The 19555-nt window shown below is 62.0% G+C and carries 19 protein-coding genes; 12 read left to right on the forward strand and 7 right to left on the reverse strand.

The features are described 5' to 3' along the window. The first annotated feature begins 37 nt into the window (after nt 1-37). Both E2K99_RS06235 and E2K99_RS26055 read left to right on the forward strand, forming a co-directional pair. Nucleotides 38-1831, forward strand: coding sequence for a methyl-accepting chemotaxis protein (locus tag E2K99_RS06235; protein WP_134221672.1), 1794 nt, complete (start codon nt 38-40; stop codon nt 1829-1831). Continuing rightward, complete coding sequence (locus E2K99_RS26055; protein ID WP_276321819.1) at nt 1828-1953, forward strand: hypothetical protein; 126 nt, start codon at nt 1828-1830, stop codon at nt 1951-1953. Before E2K99_RS06235 ends, E2K99_RS26055 begins: the two co-directional genes overlap by 4 nt. A gap of 8 nt (nt 1954-1961) precedes the next feature. On the opposite strand, the gene E2K99_RS06240 is transcribed toward E2K99_RS26055, so the two are convergent. Then, nucleotides 1962-2873: a LysR family transcriptional regulator gene (locus E2K99_RS06240; RefSeq protein WP_134221673.1), complete on the reverse strand. Its 912-nt coding sequence runs from the start codon at nt 2871-2873 to the stop codon at nt 1962-1964. A gap of 106 nt (nt 2874-2979) precedes the next feature. On the opposite strand from E2K99_RS06240, the gene thrC reads away from it, so the two are divergent. Further along, a complete protein-coding gene (thrC, locus tag E2K99_RS06245) occupies nt 2980-4401 on the forward strand; it encodes a threonine synthase (RefSeq protein ID WP_134221674.1) in 1422 nt (473 codons plus the stop codon). A gap of 64 nt (nt 4402-4465) precedes the next feature. Here the strand turns inward: thrC and ltaE are convergent, their stop codons facing one another. Continuing rightward, nucleotides 4466-5530 carry a low-specificity L-threonine aldolase gene (ltaE, locus tag E2K99_RS06250; protein ID WP_134221675.1) on the reverse strand — a complete coding sequence of 355 codons (1065 nt, stop codon included), beginning with the start codon at nt 5528-5530 and terminating at the stop codon, nt 4466-4468. 102 nt (nt 5531-5632) lie between these two features. On the opposite strand from ltaE, the gene E2K99_RS06255 reads away from it, so the two are divergent. After that, the gene (locus E2K99_RS06255; protein WP_134134633.1) at nt 5633-6526 is read left to right on the forward strand and encodes a LysR family transcriptional regulator; all 894 of its coding nucleotides are present in this window, start codon (nt 5633-5635) and stop codon (nt 6524-6526) included. A 196-nt stretch (nt 6527-6722) separates the two neighbouring features. On the opposite strand, the gene E2K99_RS06260 is transcribed toward E2K99_RS06255, so the two are convergent. Together E2K99_RS06260 and E2K99_RS06265 are read right to left on the reverse strand one after the other, a co-directional pair. Then, nucleotides 6723-7628: an SDR family oxidoreductase gene (locus E2K99_RS06260; RefSeq protein WP_134134634.1), complete on the reverse strand. Its 906-nt coding sequence runs from the start codon at nt 7626-7628 to the stop codon at nt 6723-6725. A 298-nt stretch (nt 7629-7926) separates the two neighbouring features. Continuing rightward, nucleotides 7927-8868: an aromatic alcohol reductase gene (locus E2K99_RS06265; RefSeq protein ID WP_134221676.1), complete on the reverse strand. Its 942-nt coding sequence runs from the start codon at nt 8866-8868 to the stop codon at nt 7927-7929. A 78-nt stretch (nt 8869-8946) separates the two neighbouring features. On the opposite strand from E2K99_RS06265, the gene E2K99_RS06270 reads away from it, so the two are divergent. The 5 genes from E2K99_RS06270 to E2K99_RS06290 all read left to right on the forward strand — a co-directional run bounded on the left by E2K99_RS06270 (nt 8947) and on the right by E2K99_RS06290 (nt 13782). Further along, nucleotides 8947-9390 (forward strand): winged helix-turn-helix transcriptional regulator, encoded by a 444-nt coding sequence (locus E2K99_RS06270; RefSeq protein ID WP_166675532.1) that lies wholly within the window; start codon nt 8947-8949, stop codon nt 9388-9390. Nucleotides 9391-9561: 171 nt separating this feature from the next. Next, nucleotides 9562-10416, forward strand: a complete 855-nt coding sequence (locus E2K99_RS06275; RefSeq protein WP_134221677.1) for an AraC family transcriptional regulator — start codon at nt 9562-9564, stop codon at nt 10414-10416. Nucleotides 10417-10782: 366 nt separating this feature from the next. Continuing rightward, complete coding sequence (locus E2K99_RS06280) at nt 10783-12861, forward strand: TonB-dependent siderophore receptor (RefSeq protein WP_240733863.1); 2079 nt, start codon at nt 10783-10785, stop codon at nt 12859-12861. Nucleotides 12862-12932: 71 nt separating this feature from the next. Then, nucleotides 12933-13388: a hypothetical protein gene (locus E2K99_RS06285; RefSeq protein WP_134221679.1), complete on the forward strand. Its 456-nt coding sequence runs from the start codon at nt 12933-12935 to the stop codon at nt 13386-13388. Next, the gene (locus E2K99_RS06290; protein ID WP_121037966.1) at nt 13375-13782 is read left to right on the forward strand and encodes a hypothetical protein; all 408 of its coding nucleotides are present in this window, start codon (nt 13375-13377) and stop codon (nt 13780-13782) included. Before E2K99_RS06285 ends, E2K99_RS06290 begins: the two co-directional genes overlap by 14 nt. A 27-nt stretch (nt 13783-13809) precedes the next feature. Here the strand turns inward: E2K99_RS06290 and E2K99_RS06295 are convergent, their stop codons facing one another. Beyond that, nucleotides 13810-14229 carry an acyl-CoA thioesterase gene (locus tag E2K99_RS06295; protein ID WP_039788892.1) on the reverse strand — a complete coding sequence of 140 codons (420 nt, stop codon included), beginning with the start codon at nt 14227-14229 and terminating at the stop codon, nt 13810-13812. 210 nt (nt 14230-14439) lie between these two features. Between E2K99_RS06295 and E2K99_RS06300 the strand changes: the two genes are divergently transcribed. Continuing rightward, nucleotides 14440-15516: an alpha/beta fold hydrolase gene (locus E2K99_RS06300; protein WP_134221680.1), complete on the forward strand. Its 1077-nt coding sequence runs from the start codon at nt 14440-14442 to the stop codon at nt 15514-15516. 62 nt (nt 15517-15578) lie between these two features. Continuing rightward, nucleotides 15579-16001, forward strand: coding sequence for an EamA family transporter (locus E2K99_RS06305; RefSeq protein ID WP_034332684.1), 423 nt, complete (start codon nt 15579-15581; stop codon nt 15999-16001). A gap of 29 nt (nt 16002-16030) precedes the next feature. Here the strand turns inward: E2K99_RS06305 and E2K99_RS06310 are convergent, their stop codons facing one another. After that, nucleotides 16031-17548, reverse strand: coding sequence for a lyase family protein (locus E2K99_RS06310; RefSeq protein WP_134221681.1), 1518 nt, complete (start codon nt 17546-17548; stop codon nt 16031-16033). 136 nt (nt 17549-17684) lie between these two features. Beyond that, entirely contained in the window at nt 17685-18446 is a 762-nt protein-coding gene (locus tag E2K99_RS06315; RefSeq protein WP_134221682.1) for an SDR family oxidoreductase, read from the reverse strand. A gap of 189 nt (nt 18447-18635) precedes the next feature. Here E2K99_RS06315 and E2K99_RS06320 point away from each other — a divergent pair, with 189 nt between their 5' ends. Then, complete coding sequence (locus E2K99_RS06320; protein WP_039788886.1) at nt 18636-19517, forward strand: LysR family transcriptional regulator; 882 nt, start codon at nt 18636-18638, stop codon at nt 19515-19517. The last annotated feature ends 38 nt before the right edge of the window (nt 19518-19555 follow it).

The raw sequence follows: 19555 nt of genomic DNA on the forward strand, positions 1-19555 counted from the left end.
CAGTCTTGTCCCCCCAATCACTTTTACCTATCTCCCCATGCTCACCTCCATTCGCGCCCGCGTGATCTGCGCCTTCGTTGCGCTGGTTGTCTTCTCCGTGGTGGTCAGCACCGCGGCCAATTACCTGATTGCCCGCAACAGCATGTGGGCCGCCACGGACAACAGCCTCTCCACCTCGTTGAACGACCATGCCCGCGTGATTGGCGACTGGGTCGCCGAAAAAACGCGCCTGGTCGACTCCTTGCAGGATGTCGTCCTGACCGATTCTCCCGATGCGATGCTCAAGCAGATCCAGGTCGCCGGCGGATTTTTCGATGTCGGCGTGGGGTATCCCGACAAGAAGACCAAGTTCACCGACTGGCCCAATATTCCCGCTACCTATGACCCGACCACCCGTCCCTGGTACAAGGGGGCCGTTGAGGCCGGCAAGCCGGCGGCCATTCCTTATATCAGTACCAGCAAGGCCTTGCTGGTGGCGCTGGCCATTCCCGTGATGCGTGAGGGCAAACTCAAGGCGGTGCTGGTGGGTGACGTGGCCCTTGACAGCGTGGTGGAGACCATCAAAGCCATTCATCCCACACCCGAGAGTTTCGGGATGCTGATTGACAAGAACGGCCGCATCATCGCGCACCCCAATGCGGAACTGCGCTTCAAGCAGGCCACCGATATCGCTCCCGAGTTCGCGCAGTTGAGTTCCGCTGCTGACGACAAAGCGAGCGCGCCGATGAAGATCGTGGTCGATGGCCGGACCAAGCTGGTGCGTGCGCAGAAAATTCGCGGGACCGACTGGAGCATCGTGATCGCCATCGATGAATCCGAAGCCATGGCCGGCGCACGCTCCCTGCTCAATACGTCGCTGCTGTCCCTGATCCTGATCGTCGGCATCGCTTCTGTCATCGGTGTGGCCGTGACTGCCACGGCGTTCCGTCGGCTCGGACAGGTCAGCCAGGCCATGGCCGCCATCGGCTCGGGCAGCGGTGACCTCACTCAGCGCCTGCCCGATCAGGGCAAGGACGAAGTGGCGGTCATTTCGCGCTCCTTCAACCAGTTCGTCGGCCAGTTGCAAAACGTGATGCTCGATATCCGTGATGCCAGCGAGGCGGTCCGTACGGCCTCCAATGAAATCGCCACGGCCAACCAGGACTTGTCGACCAGAACCGAATCGGCCGCCGCCAGTCTGGAACAGACAGCGGCCTCCATGGCCGAGATCTCGGAGACGGTCGGCCGCTCGACGGCTGCCGCCAAGCAGGCGGACCAGCGCTCCAGCAGCGCCACCGAGATTGCCTCGCAAGGTGGCAAGGTGGTGTCCGACGCCGTGACCACCATCGGCGAGATCGAAAAGGTATCGAGCCAGATCGGTGCGATCATCACCGTCATCGACGGCATCGCTTTCCAGACCAATATCCTGGCCTTGAACGCCGCCGTGGAAGCGGCCCGCGCCGGCGAGCAGGGGCGCGGCTTCGCAGTCGTGGCCCACGAGGTACGCAGCCTGGCCAAACGCAGCGCGGAAGCGGCACGCGAGGTCAAGGAACTGGTGGAGACCACCGTCTCGCGGGTTTCCGCGGGATCGGTACAGGTGCGCCAGGCTGGCACCACCATGGGCGAGATCGTGACCCAGTCGGCCGATGTGCAATCGCTCATTTCAGGTATCGCAAGGGCGACCGACGAGCAGATGCGCGGTATTCAGGAAGTCAATCGTGCCGTGATCCAGCTCGATTCCATGGTGCAGCAGAACGCCGCCCTGGTGGAGCAGTCGGCCGCAGCGTCGGCGACCTTGCAGGCGCAGGCCAATACGCTGGCATCGACCATCGGCCGTTTCAGGATCTCTTGAGCCTGCCGCCCGGCCGCTCCTTGTTGAGTATCGCCGTGCAGACTGAACTCACCGGCGTGCATTGCCCATGCGTGACGGCGCTGCCGCTGGTGGTGGAGATCTGCGCGAAAGAACCTGGCTGAAACGCATTTCACGCCGATTGATGAACTGGGTTCTGGACGATAAAGGCCTTGCTCTTCAACACCTCCATGACGGCCTTCACTGAGGGCGGCACGGTCCGGGTTTTCTTGCAGGCCAGAAAAGTGGGCCGCTCCATCGCCGGCGTGATCGGTCTGACCTGAATCTGGAGTGAGCTCACCGACTGACCCGCTTCAGCCGGCAGGATTGCCGCACCATAGCCGGCAGCGACCAGACCCTTGATGGCCTCGCCGTTGTTGAGGGCGATGCGAGGGCGCGGGAAAAATCCGGCACGCGAAAACCATTGCAAGGTCTGATGATGCAAAGCGCTGCCGGGTTCATTCATCAACAAGGGCTGCCGTGCCAGCCAGGCCGGGCTGACTCGCTTGGGCACGGTCCAGGCCGCCGGCAGGAACGCCATCAGCGGGTCGCTGCGCCAGCGTGTCAGCACCAGGCCCTGGTGCCGGGTGGTGGCCCCCACCAAGGCCAGATCCAGTTCATCCGCCTGCAGCTTTTCCATCGCCATCGCGGTAGTCGTGACGGCCAGTTCTATCTTCAGTTCCGGCCGATGCTGCGCCATGTACTGCAACAAGCGGGGCATCTCATGCGTGATCAGGCCGGTCGATGCCCCGAGCCGCACGACCCCTTGCACGCTTTCCCGATAATGGCCGACCGCTTCGCTGGCCTGGTCAGCCAATGCCAGCAGCTTGCGGGCATAGTCGATCAGGATCTTGCCGCCCGCTGTCACCGTGACGCCATGGCGGTTGCGCTTGAGCAGAGGAATATCCAGCCTTGACTCGAGCTCCCGCAAGTGCAGCGAAATGGTCGGCTGTGCCAGGTGCAAGGCTGCCGCTGCATTCGACAGGGAGCCGGAGTCGACCACTGCCAACAGCGTACGAAGATGATCCAGGTTGAATTCTCGCATCAGGATTTCTAATAATTGAACGGGTCAAACTTAATTTTACTTCGCCAAGGTGGGATGCGAGAATTTTTCCACGGACCCAATTTTTCCACCGGACTGGCAGATCACCATGAACTACATTTCTACACGCGGCGACCGAACTCAACGTGGTTTCTCGGAGGTCTTGCTGGAGGGACTGGCCCCCGATGGCGGCCTGTATGTTCCGCTGGCCTATCCCAGGATCGACGATGCCACCTTGCAGGCGTGGCGCACCTTGTCGTATCCGGATCTGGCTTTTGAAATCATGGCGCTCTACGTCGGCGACATACCGGCCGGGCAGTTGCGCAGCGCCATCGCCCGTACTTACACCGCGGAGATATTCGGCACTGCCGATATCGTCCCGCTCAGGCCGCTTGAGGATGGCTTGTTCGTCCTGGGTTTGTCCAACGGCCCCACCTTTGCTTTCAAGGATGTGGCGATGCAGTTGCTGGGCAACCTGCTGGACGATGAGCTGGGACGACGTGGTGAGCAACTCAATATTGTCGGAGCCACCTCTGGCGATACGGGAAGCGCGGCAGAGTACGCCATGCGCGGCAAGAAAAACATCCAGGTTTTCATGCTCAGTCCGCATGGCCGCATGAGCCCGTTTCAACAAGCGCAGATGTTCAGCCTGCAGGACAGGAACATTCACAACATGGCTGTAGAAGGAAGCTTCGACACCTGCCAGGACATCGTCAAGGCGATCTCCTCCGATCTCGGCTTCAAGCGCCGCTTCCATATCGGGACTGTCAATTCCATCAACTGGGCGCGCATGCTGGCGCAGGTCGTCTATTATTTCGCGGGCTATTTCCAGGCCACGCGCAGCAATGGGGAAAGAGTCAGTTTTGCAGTGCCATCCGGCAATTTCGGCAACATCTGCGCCGGCCATGTGGCCCGCATGATGGGGCTGCCCATCGACAAGCTGGTCCTCGCCACCAATGAAAACGATGTGCTGGACGAGTTCTTCAGAACCGGGTGCTACCGCCCCCGATCCAGCGCTGAAACCCCGGCGACCTCCAGTCCCTCCATGGATATCGCCAAGGCGTCCAATCTCGAGCGCTTCATCTTCGATGTGCTGGGACGCGATGCGCAAAGCGTGCAACAGCTTTTTGGCGAGGAGCTGGCACACCATGGGAAATTCGTCCTGAGCAAACAAGAGCATGAACGCATGGCCGACTACGGTTTCGTCTCGGGCAAGAGTACGCACGCTGATCGTTTGGCCACGATTTCGCAGGTCTGGAGCGGGCGTTCGATGATGATCGATCCGCATACCGCTGATGGCGTCAAGGTTGCACGCGATCATCGCGTGCAAGGGGTTCCCACCATTGTGCTGGAGACGGCCCTGCCATTGAAGTTCGAAGAGACCATGCGTGCCGCCACCGGCCGCGGTGTACCGCGGCCGGCTGCGTTGGCAGACCTGGAAGCGCGGCCGCGGCGGTTTGCCGTGATGCAGGCATCGACAGAGGACATCAAGGAACGGATAGCGACGTCTTGCGGGCTGCGCTCAAGCTGAACATGCAACGCCGGGCCTCGCCCTGTCACCCGATTTCAATGAAACCGGGTGGCAGGGCGAATGTTCAGAACGACTCGGCGGCCTTGATGGCGCGGACCACGTCATCCTGGCTCACATCGAGGTGCGTCACCCAGCGGATACGGTTCATCATGCCTTCCTTGCTGCGATAGGCACCTCCCTGCAGCGTGATATCGTGGGCGGCAAAGTGGGCGATGAGATTGCCGGCAATATCGGCTTGAACATCCGTAAAGACCATGTTGGTCTGCGCTGGCTGGACGTGGAATGCACCACGCAGTTTGGGGTTGTTGCTGGCCGCCTCGGCCAGGCCGCGCGACAGCAGATCCGCATTGGCATGATCGTCGGCCAGGCGGTGAACGTTATGCTGGAGCGCATGCAGGCCGGCCGCAGCCAGCATGCCGGCCTGGCGCATGGCACCGCCCAGCATCTTGCGAATGCGCCGCGCCTCGTGAATGAAATCCTTGGAGCCCAGCAGTACCGACCCCACGGGCGCGCCCAAGCCTTTGGACAGGCACAGTGAAACGGAGTCGAAGCCCTTGCACAATTCGCGCGCGCGCATCAGAGGTTCGCCGCCCCCGGCCAGCGCAACAGCCGCATTGCACAGGCGGGCTCCATCGATATGGGCGCGCAGGCCTCGGCGCTTGGCCAAAGCGGCGACTTCCTGCATGTAGGCCAGAGGCAGCGGCTTTCCGCTCACCGTGTTTTCGATCACGACGAGCCGGGTACGGGCGAAATGCGGATCGTCCGGTTTGATCACCGCCTCGATGTCGTCCAGAGCAAGCGTGCCGTCAGGCTGTTGCTCCAGCGGCTGGGGCTGGACCGATCCCAGAACGGCCATGCCGCCTGCCTCCCAGCGATAGGTGTGCCAATGCTGACCGACAATGGCCTCGTCACCGCGGCGGCAATGCGTCATCATGGCGATCAGGTTGCTCTGGGTGCCGCTGGGCGCAAACAGGCCAGCTTCGAAGCCGAACATCGTGGCGGCGGTGTGCTGCAGGAGATTTACCGTAGGATCTTCTCCCATGACGTCGTCACCGAGCGGCGCTTCGATCATGGCCTGCTTCATGGCAGGGGAGGGCTGGGTGACGGTGTCGCTGCGAAAGTCGCTCATGGATTGTTCCTTGCAATCGGTCAGAAGTGAATCATGATTGTGAGTTCTTTTTGATGTTGATGGGTGCTGGTTGAGCACTCGATCTGTTCCCTGGATGCACAGATGAAACTACCCCCCCTGGAAAATCTCCGCATCTTTGAAGCCGTTGCGCGCCTGCAAGGATTTACGGCTGCGGGCGAGAGTCTGGGGCTCTCGCATAGTGCGGTCAGCCGCCGGGTGTCGGAACTGGAGTCTCGGCTCAATGTGCAGTTGATGCACCGAACCAGTCGCCGCCTGGCCCTGACGCCGGAAGGAAAGGTCTTGCTGGAAGCGGTCCAGGAAGCGCTGCAGCGAATTGAGGAGGCAACGGAGGAGATCTTGCGTCCTGCTCGGCAGCGGCCGCTTCTGGTGTCTTGCGAACGGTCGCTGGCGATGCGATGGCTGATCCCGCGCCTGTCCCAGTTTCAGGATGCGCATCCGGATCTGCCGATCTATCTGTCGACGGGCAATGGCGCGGTTGACGTTGCGCGGGAGCATATCGATGTGGCGATCCGTCGGGCCGATTTCGCACTGGATCCACGGGCGGTCTGCATCCCGCTGTTCACGGAACAGACCGGGCCGGTCGCGCTGCCCGGCCTGAGCGGAAAGGCGCTGCTGACGCGTCTCCACTCGACCAGCCGTCCCGATGCCTGGAAGACCTGGGCGAGACGCGCCAGGGTGGCTGCCCGCGCCGCGCGGGGCGCGGCCTCTGATCTGCATTTCGACCATTTCTTTCTCAGCTTGCGCGCTGCGGAAGCCGGACTGGGCATGGCCATTGCGCCCTTGTTCATGGTGGTGGACAGCCTGGAGGCAAGGACCCTCACAGCACCTCAAGGCTTTGTGGCAGATGACTCACGGTACATCGCATTGATGCGCAGGCTTCCCGAGCCGGGTTCGCCGGAGGCACGCTTCATGGACTGGCTGCATGCCGCCGTTGAGGAGACGCTGAGTGCAGCTCGTCCCTATTGCCGCGTATAGCATGTTGCTAGCATGTCGCGTCAGGAACAAAGCGTGGTCGCCAGGCAGAGCGTTGGCGCGGGACGATGACCGCAGGCATGGCTTCAGTCTTCGGCCAGAAGCCGATCTTTGAATCCGTCTGGCGTCCATCTGCTGGCTGTCTTCGTCAACAGCGGCTATCCCTTCCAGATGCGCCGCGATCTCGCCCCGGGAATCGTCAGCCTTTTGGGGGTGGTGCTGTACCTGTCAGCGTTTCGGCGGTCTGCCACAGGCGCGCGGAATCAGCCTGACGGGCAGACTGCGGTTGCCGCGCGACATGCGGACTACCGATAAGCAAAAATCTTGGGCCGTAGAATGCGCCTTGCGCTGCATTCGGATCGAGCGCTGCCTGCAGCAGTGACTCGGTGGCCCACTTGACGTCCATCGAGGGAACCAGCCGGAACATCAGCCGCTTGTGGGTGGAATCCGTTCCCATGTTCGGCCCGCTGGTCTGCAGATTGGTCCGCGTATGGCCCGGATGGGCGCTGGTGCTCAGCAATGGCCAGTCGCGCTCGCGCGCGATGGCTGCCAGCTGATTTGCCAGCAACAGGCAGGCGAGCTTGGATTGTGCGTACGCGGTGACGGGCGAGTAGGACCTTTCGCTTTGAAGATCGTCAAAATTGATCTTGGCACCAATGGCGGCGCTGCTCGTGATGGTGGTGACGCGCGGCGCTTTGGCTTCGAGCAGCAGCGGCAACAAGAGGTTGGTGAGCGCGAAGTGGCCCAGGAAGTTGGTGGCAAACTGCAACTCGAATCCGTCCGGGCTCAATGCGCGCTTGGGCGGCATCATGATCCCGGCATTGTTGAGCAGCAGATCGATGGGACGTCCTTCGCTGAGCATCTGGCCGGCAAACGTGCGCACGCTGGCCAGGCTGGAGAGATCAAGGATGCGTACCGCCAGCGATGCCTTTGGAAACTCTTTCAGTATCTCCTGCCGTGCAGCTTCGCCCTTCGCTTCACTGCGTACTGCCATGACGACATCGGCACCCGCCGCCGCCAATCGTCTGGTTGCTTCCTTGCCGGTGCCACTGTTGGCACCGGTCACGATGATTTGGCGCTGGCGTTGATCCGGTAACTGGTACATCCGCATATCTCCCATGAGGGCAATCAATGGAACCCATTTCACACACAGGCAATCACGCTCATGTAGGGCATGGGTTCTGACTCAACTGCTTTTCCAAAGGTGGGAAAATAACGCTCTGCCTGCGTTTTGACAAGCCAGCATTTTCGTAGCAACGAGGCAGTGGCTGACAGAGCGCTGACAATGCTGGCGTGACCGAGACATCAGGCTCGCTCAAGTTGCTACCATGATCGTGCTATCTGCTGCGCGTGCGCCTGGAAATTGACGCGCAAGTTCCATTAGGAGCTCGCGCGGAGGCGGATTACTTGTCCTTGATATGTTTCTCCGCCCACTGTTCTGCAGTGGTGACCGCAATCGATTGCCGTGCATTGAATGTCCCTGCCTTCGGCCACGCTACACCCTTGCCTTGCGCAAAGACGGCACGGTATTTCTTGATGTGACGAGATGGATCTTTTTTCAGTTCATCGAGCAGGTAAAGAACGCTCCAGACATTGCGCCGGAAAGGACGTCCGAGAACACGTTCGAGAATATTGGCTACCTCGCCGTAGGTCACCGTATCACCCGACAGATAGACGATTTCATTCTTGAAGCGGGGCTCGAAGAAAACGATCTCCGCAGTCAGCAGTCCGATGTCATCCGGCGTGGTCAGGGTCACACTGGTCTCCAGGCTGCCCAGGGCGTTGAGGGTGTCGTTGGCGAAGTCCACCACTTCAAACACCGGTTCGAACATGAAACTGGTGAACATGCCGGTCGAGATGATGACCCATTCCGTCTTGCTCTGCGCGCGCAGCAGTTCGCGTACATCGAGCTGTGCATCGAACAGGTCCTGGGGACTGCCGCGCCCGATGGCCTCGAAATCGACACCGAACTGCCACGGGAAGTAGCGCTTCACCCCCGAGCGCAAGGCGGCCGTGGCGAGCTTCATCGGAGTCTCGCGACCGGCGACCATGCCGGCACAGCCGATGACGGTATCAAAGCGCGCGAAGATTTCTGCCAGCTGATCGATCGTATCGTTCACAAGATCTGCTGCCACCATCCGGATGCCCAGGGCGCGGAGTTCGTCGATCTCCGCTTTCTTTGCGGGGACTTGTGTATTGATCGTCGATTCCCTGAGCAGGACGCTGATGCTCGATCCGGGGACACGTTCTGCCACGCTCGCGAGATTGCGCAATACCGGAAGGCCGAGTTCGCCCGCGCCTAACACGAGGATGGATTGAGGAGGGAGTTGGGATGTACCATGCATGATCTGTCCTGAGGGTCGTTGCTGATAAGATGGCCGCATGGTTGCACGATCACGCAACGCTCTCAAGAAGGCACACGGATGATACCAAGAGAAGCCATCATCGCTGATGAAGCACTGAAGGAAGCAGAAGCCATCTGCCAGACCCTGCGCGAAGATGACGATGGGGTCCGGCGGGATGTCCTCGCGCATGCAGGCAGCCGCTGGGCGCTCGGGATCCTGCACGCGCTCGGCGTATATGGCACGCTGCGCCACGCCGAGCTCAAGCGTCAGCTGAGCGGCGTGACCCAGCGCATGCTGACCAAGACGCTGCGCGCACTGGAACGCGATGGCCTGCTGCTGCGTCACGAAACCGATGAAAAGCCGCTGCGCGTGGAGTACGAACTGACCGCGTTGGGCAAGGATCTGCTGCTGCGCATGTCTCCGATCTGGACCTGGGTGGTGGAGCACGCGGAGGACTTCCGCCAGGCGCGCCACACCTTTGACAGTCAGGACAAGCAACAGAACATCCATCGACTCAGGTAGCGCCGGCGTCAGGCATCGCCGATCCCTGTGGCGAGCCTGCCGACGTCCTGCAAAGCGCTTCCTGTCATTAACCGTGCCGATTCCAGGGTCCAGGCTCGTGCTGCAAGCTGGTCATCCTGTTTCGCACCTTGGCCCACTCACATCGTCCCGTACGACCCTCTCCAGAACATCATGTCGCGCATCGCAATCACCGGTCAGATCCTGGCTCCGAGGGACGTCGACAGCGTGTCCCGTCCCGTAGTGGCCCTCGGCACCACATCAGTCGCCAAGGACTGGGAGAACGCCCGGCATCAGCATCGCAAGGCGCAACTGATCTATTCGGTACGCGGCGTCCTCAACTGCGAAGTGGAAGACGGCGTCTGGATCGTGCCACCGCAGTGCGCCGTATGGATCCCGGGCGACCTGCAGCATGCCGCACGCGGGGCAGGAGAGACGGAATGCTATTGCCTGTTCGTCGAGCCGGATGCCGCTCCGGATCTGCCGACCACCTGTTGCACGATTTCCGTATCGCCCTTGCTGCGCGAACTGCTGCTCAAGGTGGCGGGTTTTCCCGAGCTGTATCCCCTGGGCGGACGCGAAGAACGCCTGATCGCCACCTTGCTTGACGAGTTGGCGAGCGCGCCGGTAGAAGACCTGCATCTGCCAATGCCGCGCGACCAGCGCTTGCGGAGACTCGCCGACCTGCTGCTGGCCGATCCCACCGACAAGACGTCCAAGGCTGCCTGGGCCCATCACATCGGCATGAGCGAACGCAGCATGAGCCGCCTCCTGCAGCAGCAAGTCGGCATGAGCTTCGGGCGCTGGCGTCGTCAATTGCACGTGATCCTGGCACTGCAGCGTCTGACCAAGGGCGACAGCGTGCAGACGGTGGCACTGGAGCTGGGCTACGAAAACGCCAGCGGCTTCATCACCATGTTCCGCAAGGCCGCAGGCAAGTCTCCGGCACGCTATCTCTCCGATCGCACCGACAGCGCGGTACGTGCGGCGGTGCCGGCCATCGTGCTGCCGGATGAACGCCCCGCCTGAACACCACAGATCCACCCCGTTGTGAGTGTGGCCGAAATGCGAAATAGTCTGGCCTGGTTTCGCTATTGCGACCACGCGTCTTCATTGTTAAATGACTGCTCCAAATAACAATGATTATCGTTTATGTGCTCACGCCATGCCGTTTCAACTTCTCGTCGCGTCCTCACTGCATACGTTCCGTCGCCTGCCTGCCCGCTCTCCGACCGGGCCGTGCGGGACTTGCTCCGACGCACGCCGCACAAGGTCTTGAGTTCTGCGGTCGCCGCCGCTGTTCTGCTGGGCGCGCAAGCCAGCTTCGCCGCTGATTCATCACAAATCCAGCAAAACCCTGCCGATTCCGGAACGGCGGCGCAAGCGCAAACCTCCTTGCCGGCTGTCACTGTCACCGGGCATGCGGAGCCGGCGACCACGGAGGGGACAGGAGCCTATACGACGGGCGAGACGGCCGCGGCAACGCACCTGCCGCTGTCATTGCGGGAGACGCCGCAGGCGGTGACGGTGATGACGCGCCAGCGCATGGATGACCAGCAATTGAACTCGGTGCAGGGCGTGCTGGACAACACCACCGGCATCACGTCCTACCAATCCGATAGCGAGCGCACGAGTTTTTATTCGCGCGGATTCCTGATCAACAACGTGCAGTATGACGGCATCCCTACGGTGGTCGGCAATACCGTCAACGGCAGCGGGATCAGTGCTATCGATACCGCCTTCTATGATCGCGTCGAAGTGGTGCGGGGTGCTTCCGGCCTGCTTACCGGAACGGGCAATCCCTCGGCCGCCATCAATCTGGTGCGCAAGCGTCCGACCCGGGATTTTTCGGCGTCGGCCTCGCTGAGCGCAGGCAGCTGGGATACCCATCGCGCCATGGCCGATCTCTCGACCCCACTGACAGCTGATGGTCGCATCCGCGCGCGACTGGTGGGCAGCTATCAGGACGGCCACTCCTATATCGATGGCTACAAGCCCGAGAAGAAGTCGTTCTACGGCATCGTCGAGGCTGACCTGACTTCACACACCACCGTCAGCCTGGGCTATGACGATCAGCACATCACCTCGACGGGAGCCACCTGGGGCGGGTTGCCGCTCTGGTTCAGCGACGGCACGCAGGCTGACTACGCCTCGTCGAAGAGCTACGCACAGGATTGGAGTCAATGGAACACGACGCTCAAGACTGCCTCTGCCGAGCTCGATCATCGCTTTGACAATGGCTGGAAACTGCATGCCACGGCCAGCCAGTACCGCACCGAATTCAATGCCGAACTGCTCGGCCTGGTCGGCCGTCCGGACCGCGCCACCGGGCTGGGCACCTATCCTTTCGGGGCGTATCCGGTGGCCCTCGCGTCACAGGGCAGCAGTCGCACCAACACCTTCGATGTGATGCTGGCTGGCCCCTTTGACCTGCTGGGCCGTCATCATGAAGCAGTTGTGGGGGCCATGACCTCACGCCGCACCTCCGGCGAGAATGACATCGCGCCGTTCTATGCCGGATTCATGCCGGTCAATATCAATGAGCTCAGCACGCCCTTTGCCCGTCCGGACTTCGCAGCAATGCCATCGGTCCCGACCAGCACCGGGATCAAACAGAGTGGCGTGTATGGCGCGGCCCGTCTGTCATTGGCCGATCCCCTGAAACTCATCGTCGGTGCGCGTGTGAGCAACTACGAAATTGACAACAGCGTCGGTGGCGCGGCGATGCGTTACGAGAAGAACGGTGTCTTCACGCCCTATGCCGGCCTGATCTACGACATCAACCGGATCTATTCGGCCTATCTCAGCCATACGCGCATCTTCAATCCACAGACCGACTATCAGGACAGCAAGGGCAACGTCCTCACGCCGGCCACAGGTAAGACGACGGAGATCGGCCTCAAGGGGGCGTACCTTGAAGGGCGCCTGCACGCCTCCGTGGCCCTGTTCGAAACCCGGCTGGACAACGCGGCCCAGATCGTTGCCGGTGCGTTCACGCCAGCGGGCGCGCAAGCCTACAGCGGTGCAGATGGCACCAAGTCACGCGGAGTCGAAGTGGATCTGCAGGGCGAGCTGGCACGCGGCTGGAACGTCTACGCAGGTCTCTCCCACTTCATCGCCGAAGATGGCAACGGTGTGCGTCTGAATTCGCAGCTGCCGCGTACCACGGCGCAGTTTTTCACGACCTATCGCCTGCCTGGTGCGTGGCGCAAGCTGACGGTGGGAGGCGGCGTGAGATGGCAGAGCGGCATCTACGAGGCGGCCAATACCGGCACCAGTACCTTGGGCGGCCAGCAGGGTGGCTATGCCCTGGCATCGCTGATGGCGCGTTATGCCGTGTCGCAGAAAACCACGGTGGCGCTCAACGTGAACAACCTCTTCGACAAGAAGTACGCGCTGCAGAAGGGAGACTTCGATACCGTGACCTACGGTGCTCCACGCAACATGATGGTGACACTGGATTACCGCTATTGAGTCCGCACGGACGCCTTTTGCATCATCAGTAAATATTATGAATCGCTCCTTTAATCATCTGGAAAAATGATATGTCAATTCAGTCGCCGCTTTCCTCCGCGCATCCTCTGCCGACCCGGCATCCGGACCAGACCGCCTTGTTCTGGCTGGCCACTGCCATCGGGGCCGTGCTCTTCGTGAGCTTCCAGCTGTTCTTCTACGTCAACGACTTCGTGAGAGCACAGGGCAGCGCGCCCGCCATCACCTTCGAGACCAAGATGCTGTGGATGTTTTCGGCCTATTACGGCTGCTGGATCGTCACCGTCCTGCTCGCACTGTCCGCCAACCGCGCGGCCCGGTGGAGCGCGCTGATCCTGGGCAGCCTGCTGGTTGTCCTCAACACCTTGGGCGGCATTGCCGACGGATTGCGCGATGGCTGGCACATTGCCTTCTCGGCGATGTTCTTCATTTCACTGCCGGGCGTATTCGCCATCGCGACCACCTGGCGCCACCTCAATCGCAAAGGAGACGGCCATGTCGATGAATAGTGCGGATTTCCCGCTTGTATGGATGAATCTCACCCAGCAACCCGGACATGATCACGAGCAGGATTTCACGGAGTTTGAAGCGAACCTGCAGCGCGAAGAACCCTTCGTGCTGCTGACCGATACCGTCCCTGCCGAAGATCACGAGCATTCCGCGGAAGAAAAGAAACGTACCGCACTCTGGATGAAGCAGCACAAGCATGCCTTGCGCAAGCTGGTGCTGGCGATGATCGTGGTGGAACCCAATGCGGCCAGGCGGGTTGGCTTCAAGGCCTTCGCGGTGGTGTTTGCGAAGTTCTGGGGCTACCCGCTGCTGCTTGCGGGCTCGCGTGAGCAGGCGCTGCAGATGGCGAGAGAACTGCTGGCGCAGAATGGCAAAGCAGTCGGGCTGACCTGAGGCTGTTTTCTGACCGAATTGCGGCGGCTATTGCCCGGGTTGCTCCGGGTTTGCTACAGGCGCAGCTGCCAGCGCCGCCGCAATCGCCTCCGGCACGAACGGCCGGTTATTCATGAAGCAAGCCCCGACAAAGACGGCCTCCGCATATACCACGTCCCCCACCTTGATCTGCTGCACGAAATTCACCCGGCTGCGCTTTTCATGTTTCTGCACTTCGCAGGTGACCTCCATCGTGTCGCCCTTTTGCAGGCTCTTGCGAAAGCGCAGCGAGTATTCCAGCACCATGAACACCTGCCCTTGGCGGAAGGCCTCTTCGATATCGATTCCCAGCGCTTCCTTCAAAAAGGCATGCCGCGTCCATTCCATATAAAACGGGTAATACAGCCCATCGACCACGCCCTGGAAATCGATGTGCTTGGGATCCACTTCAAACTGTTTTGAAAACATGATGTCGTTCCTTCCGTTCAGATTGGTCAAACCGGTGACACGATAATCGCAGGGCAGGGCAGCCGTCTACCCTCCACGCGCGCAGCCATCGCAAAAGGTCCGGCCGGTAAAACGAGGTGAAGCCCGACCTTGTTGCGCGAATCCGGCTACCATCGGCGATATCGATTGTGCGCGCCATCCCGATCTCACCTACCAGCCTGAATCCGCCCCATGCATTTGCCTCCTTTTCTGTTCCGTGCGAAAACTGTGCTGGCTGCCAGCCTGTTGAGCGTATTGGCCTCCATGCCTCCGCCGGTCCCTGCTGCCACTACGACATCTGTCCCCGACATGGAAAACGCGCCGGTCTACGGCCCCCAGCTGGAGGGCTTCGACTACCGCTGGCCGGTCTCGCGTTATCGTTTCCACTCGCAGCGCCAGGACATCGAGATGGCCTATCTCGACGTGGCACCTGCCGCTGGCAGCGTCCCGCACGGCACCGTCGTCCTGTTGCACGGAAAGAATTTCTGCGCCGGCACCTGGGAGCAGACCATCGATGTCCTGCGCCGCGCCGGCTACCGTGTGATTGCACCGGACCAGATCGGCTTCTGCAAATCCAGCAAGCCCGAGCAATACCAGTTCAGCTTCCAGCAACTGGCCGCCAACACGCACGCCTTGCTCGCCTCGCTCGGCATCGGTCAAGCCATCCTGGTAGGCCACTCCACCGGCGGCATGCTGGCCGTCCGCTATGCGTTGTCCTATCCACAGCAGACCCGCCAGCTGGTGCTGGTTGACCCCATCGGCCTGGAAGACTGGCGCGCCAAGGGCGTGCCGCCGGTATCGGTGGACCAGTGGTATGCGCGCGAACTCGGTACCACGGCCGAGCGCATCCGCAACTACGAGCGCGCTACGTATTTCTCCGGGCAGTGGAGTGCGGAGTATGAACCCTGGGTGCAGATGCTGGCCGGCATGTACCGCGGGCCGGGCAAGGAGCGGGTGGCGTGGAATTCCGCACTGCTGTACGACATGATCCTCACGCAACCGGTGTTCTACGAACTGAAGAACCTGAAGACGCCCACGGTCCTCATGATCGGCGACCAGGACAGCACCGCCATCGGCAAGGAATTCGCACCGCCGGCATTGCGCGCCGGGCTGGGCAACTATGCGGTGCTCGGGCGCGAGGCGGCTGCCGTCATTCCGCACTCGACCTTGGTGGTATTTCCCGGCGCTGGTCACGCACCGCAGATGCAGATGCCGGAGTTGTTTCATGCGCAGTTGCTCAAGCGGCTTGCGCCCGAAGGCGGGCGCTGAACCGCAGATGGGCAGATGGTTGCGGTTGTTGCCTTACACGATCTTCATTCAAGGATAAGACGATGGAACGCTGGATCGCCTACGCATTCATTTCCATGGCCTTTGCAGGCTTCACCTCGGTCATCGCCAAACTCGGCTTGACCGGCATCTCCAGCGATCTGGGCTTGGCCATCCGGACCTGCTTCGTGTTCGTCTTCGTCCTCATGTTCGCCGCCGCTGTCGTGCCGGCCGCGCAGTTGAGCGCGGTCACCTGGCAGAACGTCCTCTGGCTCGGCCTGTCGGGTGTGACCACCGCCGTCTCCTGGGTGTTCTACTACAAGGCCATCAAGGCGGGGGACGTGTCCACCGTGGCGCTGATCGACAAGGGCAGTGTCATCGTGGCCTTGCTGATGGCGGTCTGGATTCTCAATGAAGTCATCACGCCCGCCAAGCTGATCGGGGCCGCGCTCATTGCTGCGGGATTGCTGGTGATTTCCCGCGGCTAGGCCCAGCTGCACGGCCCGCCCGGCACGACTTACTTCACCCCCGCCGAGACGGCCATCCGGTCAAAATCCGCATCCAGCTTCTGCAGCGATCCTGCAATGCGCTGCTGCCGGGCCTTGATCCACGCATCCTGCTGCGCCACGCGCGCAGTGGCCTCGCGCAGCATACGGTCCATCTCGGCCGGTTGCGGACCGCCCACGGTGGCACGATTGCGCACGATCGCCACCGGATCGAGGGTGCTGCGAAACTCCTGTTCCGACATCGGCAGGGCCTGCGGGAATTCCGAATTCAGCACCGCTTCGTGATAGATGCGCTGCGCCTGGTCATAAGGAAACTCCAGCGGCCGGATGTTGTTGGCCTTGGCATACTCCACCACTTCCGAAGCGAAGTGATGGCCCACGCGGAAGGGCAGCTTGTACTTGCGCATCAGCACGTCGGCCAGTTCCTGGGACGCGGTCCAGTCGCTGTTGAGTTCTTCCAGCGCGCGTTTCGGATCGATCACCAGCGCGCCCAGGATGCTTTCCCAGTTCTTCAGGACCTTGACCGTATTGAGCACCATCTCCTTGTTGGGCTTCACGTCCTTGGCATCGCTCATGCCGGGCGGGATGTTGTGCGCCACGATGGCCACGCCCATGCCCTCGGCAATCACCATCGAGGCATCGCGCCGGGTGCTGTTGAGCAGGCCCGGATTGCGCTTCTGCGGCATGGCCGACGACACGTAAGTATTGGCCCCTCCCTCCTGCAGCAGGATCCACGGACGCGGCTGCGCATATTGCGTCATCACGTCCTGGATGAAGGCGCCGGCATGCAGGGCAATGGAAGAGACCACCGCGCCCGCTTCCACCGGACCATCCACCGCCGACAGTTGCGCAGCGTCATAGGCGTTGTCGACGATGGCGGCAAAGCCCAGGTAGTCGGCCATGCGCTGGCGGTTCAACGGCCAGCTGGTGCCGTTGAGGACGGTGGTGCCCATGGCCGAGCGGTCCAGGCGCACATAGGCTTCGCGCAGGCGCTGGGCATCGCGGTCCAGTGCGGCGGCAAAGCCCAGCAGGTAGTGGCCGTAGCTGTTGGGTTGCGCCGCCACACCGTTGGTGTAGTTGGGCACGATGGTGTCGCGCTGGCTGGCGGCCAGTCTGACCAGCGCCGCCGTGGTGGCGTTGAGCTGGTTGGCCAGCGTCAGCAGGTCTTCGCGCAGGATGGCCGCGCGTAGCGTGGCCAGCATGTCCTGGCTGGAACGGCCGGCGTGCAGCAGCGTGATCTGCGGACCGGCCGCCTGGATCAGCAGCGGCTCGAACGTGATCACCAGCGTCGGACGCTTGGCACCTGGCAGCTCGCCATCGGCCAGCACCTTGCGGATGCCCTTGACGACCAGCGGGGTCATCGACTTGTCCAGCAAGCCTTCGTCGGTGTTGATGACGGCCGTGGCCTTGTTGATTTCGCCGAGCCAGAAGAATTCATCATGGCGCGGCGTCTGCTGCGCGTGCAAGGGCGCGGCGCAAGCCAGCAGGGCAGCGGACAGCGCGAAGGCGAGGATGGAAAGCTTGGGCAAGGCGGTCTCCTGGAAGTGTTGATTGGTCTGTGCAGGGCGACTATCTTAGCGGGCAATCGCGATTTCGTTTTGGATGATCCGCTTCGGGTGTCGCTGCACAGTCCCTGCATCAGCTGGTTCAGCCGATTCAGCCGGTTCAGCCGATGCTGTTGACCAGATTCTCGCCGCCGGTCACGTCCAGTACCGTGCCGGTGACGTAGGGATTGGTCATCAGGAACAGCGCCGCATGGGCGATGTCCCCGGCCTGTCCGGCCCGGCGTGCCGGGAAGCTGGCGGCCACCTGTTGCATCATGCCGGCCCGCACGTCGGCCGGGAGAAAATTCCACATGTCCGTTTCCACAAAGCCGGGACGGATGGTGTTGACCCGCGTCGGTGCCAGTTCCACCGCCAGCGACGCCGCCAGCGCCTCGACTGCCGCAAAGCTGGAGGTCACGGCCGTGAAGCCGGGCTTGGGCCGGACCGCCATGCCGCCGCTGAGGAAGGTCATGGTGCCGCCGTCGCGCAGCAGCGGTGCGGCGTAGCGGGCACAGGCCCAGGTGCCGAAGAATTTGCCTTCCACGTAGCTGCGCACGCCGCGCATGTCGGCATCCATGAAGCTGCCCCAGCTGCCGACGTCGGGCGCAGCGGTGACCACCAGGTGATCGAAGGGACCGATGGCCGCGAAGGCGCTGCGCACGGCGGTTTCGTCGCGCATGTCCAGCGTGACCTGCTGCAGGCGGGCCAGTTCAGGGCGCTCTTGCGTGGACGTGATGCGGCGGCTGGCGACGATCACCGTGGCCCCGGCGGCCAATGCGGCGCGGGCAATCCCCAGGCCGATGCCGGTCTTGCCGCCGACGATGACGACCGTCTTGCCGCTGAGGGAGAGTGAACCAGCCAAGGAGGGAGTGGAGAGAGTCATGGTGTATCCGATCGATTCAAGAGTGAAAGAAAACTGATGGAGCGGGCCGGCAAGCGAAGAGCGCTTCGGCCAGCGGTGAACCGATGGTAATTGCGGCCAGATTTGTTGATAATCCCTGTGAATTTGATTGCTGTTATTCTGTTTTGGAATAAATACGGCCTCGTGGCCTGCCTCTTTCAGCGAATACCCATGGACAGATTCCAGGAAATGACGGCCTTCGTCGCCGTGGTCGAGACCGGTGGATTTTCTGCCGCGGCGCGTCGGCTCGGCGAATCGCAGTCCAGCGTGAGCAAGGCCGTCAGCGCCCTTGAACAGCGTCTGGGCGTGGCCCTGCTCCATCGCAGCACGCGCAGCGTGACCCTGACCGAACACGGCCGCACCTACTACGCGCGCACCGTGCCGCTGCTGGAGGAGATGGCGCAGACCGATGCCGAACTCTCCAGCAGCACGCTGGACATCGCCGGACCGGTCCGGCTGGCCACGTCCGCCACCTTCGGCCGCCTGCACGTGCTGCCGCTGGTGCCGGTGCTGCTGGCGCGCTATCCGGGGATAAGGCTCGATCTGCAGTTCTCCGATGGCGTGCGCGATCTGCTGGCCGATGGCGTCGACCTGGCCATCCGCGTCAGTCCGGTGCTGCATCCGGATGCCGTGGTCAAGCGCGTGGCCAGCACGCCGCTGGTGTGCGTGGGAGCACGCAGTTATTTCAGGCGGCATGGGCTGCCGCGCACGCCGCAGGAGCTGGCGCGCCATAACTGCCTGATCTACAACGACATGCACGAATGGCCTTTCAGCGGACCGCACGGGCGCTTCAACGTGCCGGTGCAGGGCAACCTGTCCGCCAACACGGTCGAGGCCATCCTGGCGGCGGTGCGTGCGGGCGTGGGACTGGGGCTGTTCAACCGGGCCTCGCTGGTCGGCGAGATGCGCCATCCGGACATCGCCACCGTCCTTGATGCCTATCTGAAGGAAACCCGCGACATCAGCCTGGTCTGGCCGCGCCGCCGCTTCCTCCCGCAACGAGTGCGGGTGGTGACCGATTTTTTTGCCAAGGAGCTGGCAGCCAGGATCTGAGCGGCGGAGCGGGCGGAGGGGCTGCCCTAAGCTTCATG

Origin of the sequence: Herbaspirillum huttiense (assembly GCF_004367745.1) — a bacterium.
Classification (GTDB): domain Bacteria; phylum Pseudomonadota; class Gammaproteobacteria; order Burkholderiales; family Burkholderiaceae_D; genus Herbaspirillum; species Herbaspirillum huttiense.